At 61.7% G+C, this 4,142-nt stretch carries 2 protein-coding genes; both read right to left on the bottom strand.

Features of this window, described 5'->3' with window-relative positions; translation table 11 throughout:
• Window positions 1–136: 136 nt before the first annotated feature.
• Window positions 137–2,764: a FimV family protein gene (locus HU765_RS26470; RefSeq protein WP_186624044.1), complete on the bottom strand. Its 2,628-nt coding sequence runs from the start codon at window positions 2,762–2,764 to the stop codon at window positions 137–139.
• Window positions 2,765–2,972: 208 nt separating this feature from the next.
• Window positions 2,973–3,983 carry an aspartate-semialdehyde dehydrogenase gene (locus HU765_RS26465; protein ID WP_186624042.1) on the bottom strand — a complete coding sequence of 337 codons (1,011 nt, stop codon included), beginning with the start codon at window positions 3,981–3,983 and terminating at the stop codon, window positions 2,973–2,975.
• Window positions 3,984–4,142: the final 159 nt, after the last annotated feature.

Here is a 4,142-nt window from a genome sequence, read left to right as displayed (position 1 = left end):
GGCTCGCTCCCACATTTGCAATGCGCCCCCCTGTGGGAGCGAGCCTGCTCGCGAAAGCAATCGATCAAACACCGCCGAACCCGGCACAAACAAAAACGGCAGCCTCACCGGCTGCCGCTTCTGTTTAGCGCTGAACTTACGCCAGGTTGGACAGCATGCCCCTGGCCTCGTCACGCTGTTTCTCGTCACCCTCGGTCAACACTTCGTTGAGGATGTCGCGTGCGCCGTCGGCGTCGCCCATGTCGATGTAGGCCTGGGCCAGATCGAGCTTGGTGGCGGCTTCGTCGGTGCCGGCAAGGAAGTCAAAATCATCTTCACCCAGATCATCGCCCAGCGCCGCGTCCGCTTCGGTAAAGGTCGGCTCGGCAATGCTTTGCGACAGACGATCAAGCTCCGCGTTGACGTCATCCAGTTCAGCCGCAAAGGCATCCGGCTCGGCGGCTGGATGGCTGTCCATTTCGTCTGCCAGCGACAAATCAAAATCATCCGGCAACTCCAGATCGTCCTGCGGTACGTCAGCGACGACCGGCGCCTCGACGGGTGGCAGATCTTTCACGCCCTCGTCCAGATCCAGCAGGAAGTCATCTTCCGCCAGGGTGGACGGCGATGGCTCTGCACCAAGGTCCAGATCCAGGTCGAAATCCGACAGATCGTCCAGATTGTCCTTCACCTCGGTTTGCTGTTGCAGCACCGATTCGAAGCTCAGATCGTCTTCGGCCGGAAACGCATCCAGCTCGACCGGCGCTTCTGGTTCAACCACCGGAGCAGGATCTACCGGCGTGATGTTGTCGAGATCGTCCAGGCTCAGATCAAAAGCGGTGTCGAGGCCGTCAGCGGCAGCCTCGGGCGCCTCTGGCTCGTCCTGCAGAAGATCCTTGACGTATTGCGCGTCCAGCTCGGCGGCGACGGCAGCCGCAGCCAGCCCACCGGCAGCAACCACGGCCATGGCCGGGAAGCGGCTTTTCAGCGCTTCGACCTTGGCGAAGTTGTCGCCATTGGCTACCAACTGACGCTCCTGGCCGACGAACGCATCGCGATCGCCCTGCTGACCATAGACTTCCATCAGCTTCAGGCGCAGATCGCTGCGCTGCGGCTCCAGGCTGACGCCCTCTTCCAGCAGTGCGGCAGCCTGATTCAAACGACCGGCGTTGATATGCGACTGAGCCTTGTCGAGTACGTCATCGGAACGCTCGGCGGCCGGCGCCACCAGCGGCGCGGCGATCGGTTCGGCCATGACCACCGGCGTTACGACCGGAGCAGGTGTTGGCGCTGGCGCCGGGGTATTGAGCTTGACGCTCGCAGCCGGGGTTTCCAGGCCTTCGAAACTGCTCTCAGGCAGATCCTGCTCGGCAGAGAACGTTTGCTCTTCTGCCAGCGCGCGGGCCATACGCAGATGTTTTTCGGCTTCTTGCTGGGCTTTGCGGCGACGTGCCAGCAGCAACAGCAAAAGCAGCAGAACGACGGCACCGCCACCGATCAGCCCCAGCAGGATCGGATTGGTCAGCAGTTCGTTGAAGGTTTTCTCTTCATCGACAGGCGGTTTCGGTTCAACAGCCGGCTCAACCGGCGTATCGACGGGGGGTGCAATCGCCGATTCCGGTGTCGGTGCCGCTTCTGCTGGCGTTGCCGGTGGCGTAGCGGCCAACTCGGCGGTGATCGCCGGAACGGCTGGCACTGCAGCAGCGTCGCCTGGTGCAGCACCTGCCCCTTGCGCCTGCATCTTCGCCAATTGATTGTTCTTCAGCTCGATCAGCTTTTGCAGTTTGTCCAACTGGCTCTGCAGATCAGCCATACGGCTTTTCAGTTCCTCGTTGTCACGACGGGTCGCGTCGAGGTTTTCCTGAGTGATCGCCAGTTTGTTGCTCAGCGCCTTGGCATCGCCCGCCGGACCTTTTGCGCCCGGCTTGGCACTTTCGGCCGACACCAGGCTCAGGTTGTCCTGCGTGTTGGGCGCCGCGCCGGCATTGCCACGGCCGCGATTGGTTGCATCAAGCTGCTGCTGACCGGTACCAGGCTTGGCCACGTAACGACGACCCTGACGCCAGGCCTCGTTCTGAGCCGCCACTTCAGCGATGGCGGCCGACTGTGGCAGCGCCGTGCTTTGCACCGGGTCCGGCAGGCGCAGCACCTGTCCGGTTTTCAGACGGTTGATGTTGCCGTCGATAAACGCATTGGGATTGAGCGCCTGAATCGCCAGCATGGTCTGCTGCACCGACCCGCCGTTGCGCGCCTTCGCCGCGATTTCCCACAGGGTATCGCGCGGCGTGGTGGTGTATTGATTGCGATGGGTGGCGCCGGTGGTCGGCGCGGCAATGGTCGACGACGGTGCCGGTTGCGCGGCGGCGTCAGCGGTCTGCGGCGAGAACTTCGACGGGTCCAGCAGCACGCTGTAATCACGCAGCAGACGGCCGTTCGGCCACATCACCTGCACGAGGAATTTCACCATCGGTTCCGACAGTGGCTGACTCGAGGTGACGCGCAGCACGCTTTTGCCGCCGGCGTTGAGCACCGGAGTGAACGTCAGGTCATTGAGGAAAGCCTGACGATCAACGCCGGCCTTGGCGAAATCTTCAGGTGAAGCCAGGCTCGGCACCACTTCGGCAGCGGTGAGATCCTTGACATCGAGCAGCTCGATTTCAGCCACCAGCGGCTGGTTCAGGGTCGACTTCAGGGTCAGCTCCCCGAGCCCGAGGGCATGCGCCATACCGGAGGACAGCGCCGAGGCGGCCGCTATTGCTAACACCAGTTTGCGAACTTGAACCATAGCCTCATCCTTTGTTTGAACGTTCCTCGGCCAGCGAGAAGATGTTGAAAACCGCTGCCGTAAGGCATTGCGCGCAACGACGACAGCAGTCGCGCGCGATCATTTCTTTGATGCCCCGGAAAGTCCCGGAGAGTGACACGTTATCAAGTGCTTCGGGCAAGCATAGCGCTCACCTAGAATCAGTCGACAAATTGTTGCCAAGTATCTTTTACAGCAGGCCTTTTATCAACAACTCAGCCACCTGCACCGCGTTGAGCGCGGCGCCCTTGCGTACGTTATCTGACGTCAGCCACAGATTTAGTTCCGCCGGGTCGTCGACACCACTGCGCACGCGGCCGACGTAGACCACGTCCTGCCCCACCGCATCGCCGACGGCGGTCGGGTAATCGCCAGCGTCGACCAGTTCGATGCCGGGCGCGGCTTCCAGCGCAGCATTGATTTTTTGCAGGTCGACAGCCTTTGTTGACTGCAAGGTCACGCTAAAGCTATCGCCAAAAAACACCGGGGCTTGAACACAAGTTGCGGAAATCTTCAATAAAGGCAGTGCCAGCACCTGACGCAACTCGCGCACCAGACGTTTTTCCAGCAGCGTATGGCCTTGGGCGTCGGGCGTGCCGACCTGAGCCAGCAGGTTGAACGCCATCTGCCGGTCGAAGAAGGTCGGCTCCAGCGGACGCATGTTCAGCAGCTCGGCGGTTTGCCGCGCCAGTTCGGCAACAGCTTCGCGCCCCTGGGCGGAAACGGCCAGGTTGGCGGTGACGTTGACGTATTGCAGGTCGATCAGGGCGAGCAACGGCGCCAGTACCAGGGCGAGCGAAGTGGCCGACGGGCTCGGGCTGCTGACCTGGAACGGCGCTGTCAGGCCGGCGAGCACGCTGGCGTTGGCTTCCGGCACCACTTGCGGCGCCTGATCGGCCGGCAAGGCGCCAGACAAATCGATCAACGAACAACCGGCAGCATGGACGCGAGGCGCATAGCTCAGGGTGATGGCCGGGCCGGCGGCGAAAAACACCAGTTTGACCTTGGCAAAATCGAACTCGTCGACTTCGCGCACGCGCACGTTTTTATTGCGGAACAGCACCGAACTGCCGGCGGACTCGCTGCTGGCCAACAAATGCAGATTGCCGACCGGGAAATTGCGTTCTTCGAGAATCTGTACGAGGGTTTCGCCGACAGTACCGGTGGCGCCGACAACGGCGATATCGAAAGTCTGGGTCATGGAGCTACCTCTGGCAAAACGGGGGGAGCGGCACTTTACCGGGTGGTTGGCGTGCAGGCAATTTCTGCCGGGGACTTGCGGTGGCTGTGCCGGCCCTTTCGCGAGCAAGCTGGCTTCCACAGAAGCTGTGGTTATACACAAATCACGAATTCATCCAGA

The organism is Pseudomonas sp. SWRI81, from assembly GCF_014268545.1.
Lineage (GTDB): Bacteria > Pseudomonadota > Gammaproteobacteria > Pseudomonadales > Pseudomonadaceae > Aquipseudomonas > Aquipseudomonas hamedanensis.
This window is presented reverse-complemented; position numbering and strand designations above follow the sequence as displayed.

What these genes read in the sequence shown, in the direction of transcription:
- HU765_RS26465 (WP_186624042.1), bottom strand. Translation starts at nt 3,983, where the DNA reads ATGACCCAGACTTTCGATATCGCCGTTGTCGGCGCCACCGGTACTGTC.
- HU765_RS26470 (WP_186624044.1), bottom strand. Translation starts at nt 2,764, where the DNA reads ATGGTTCAAGTTCGCAAACTGGTGTTAGCAATAGCGGCCGCCTCGGCG.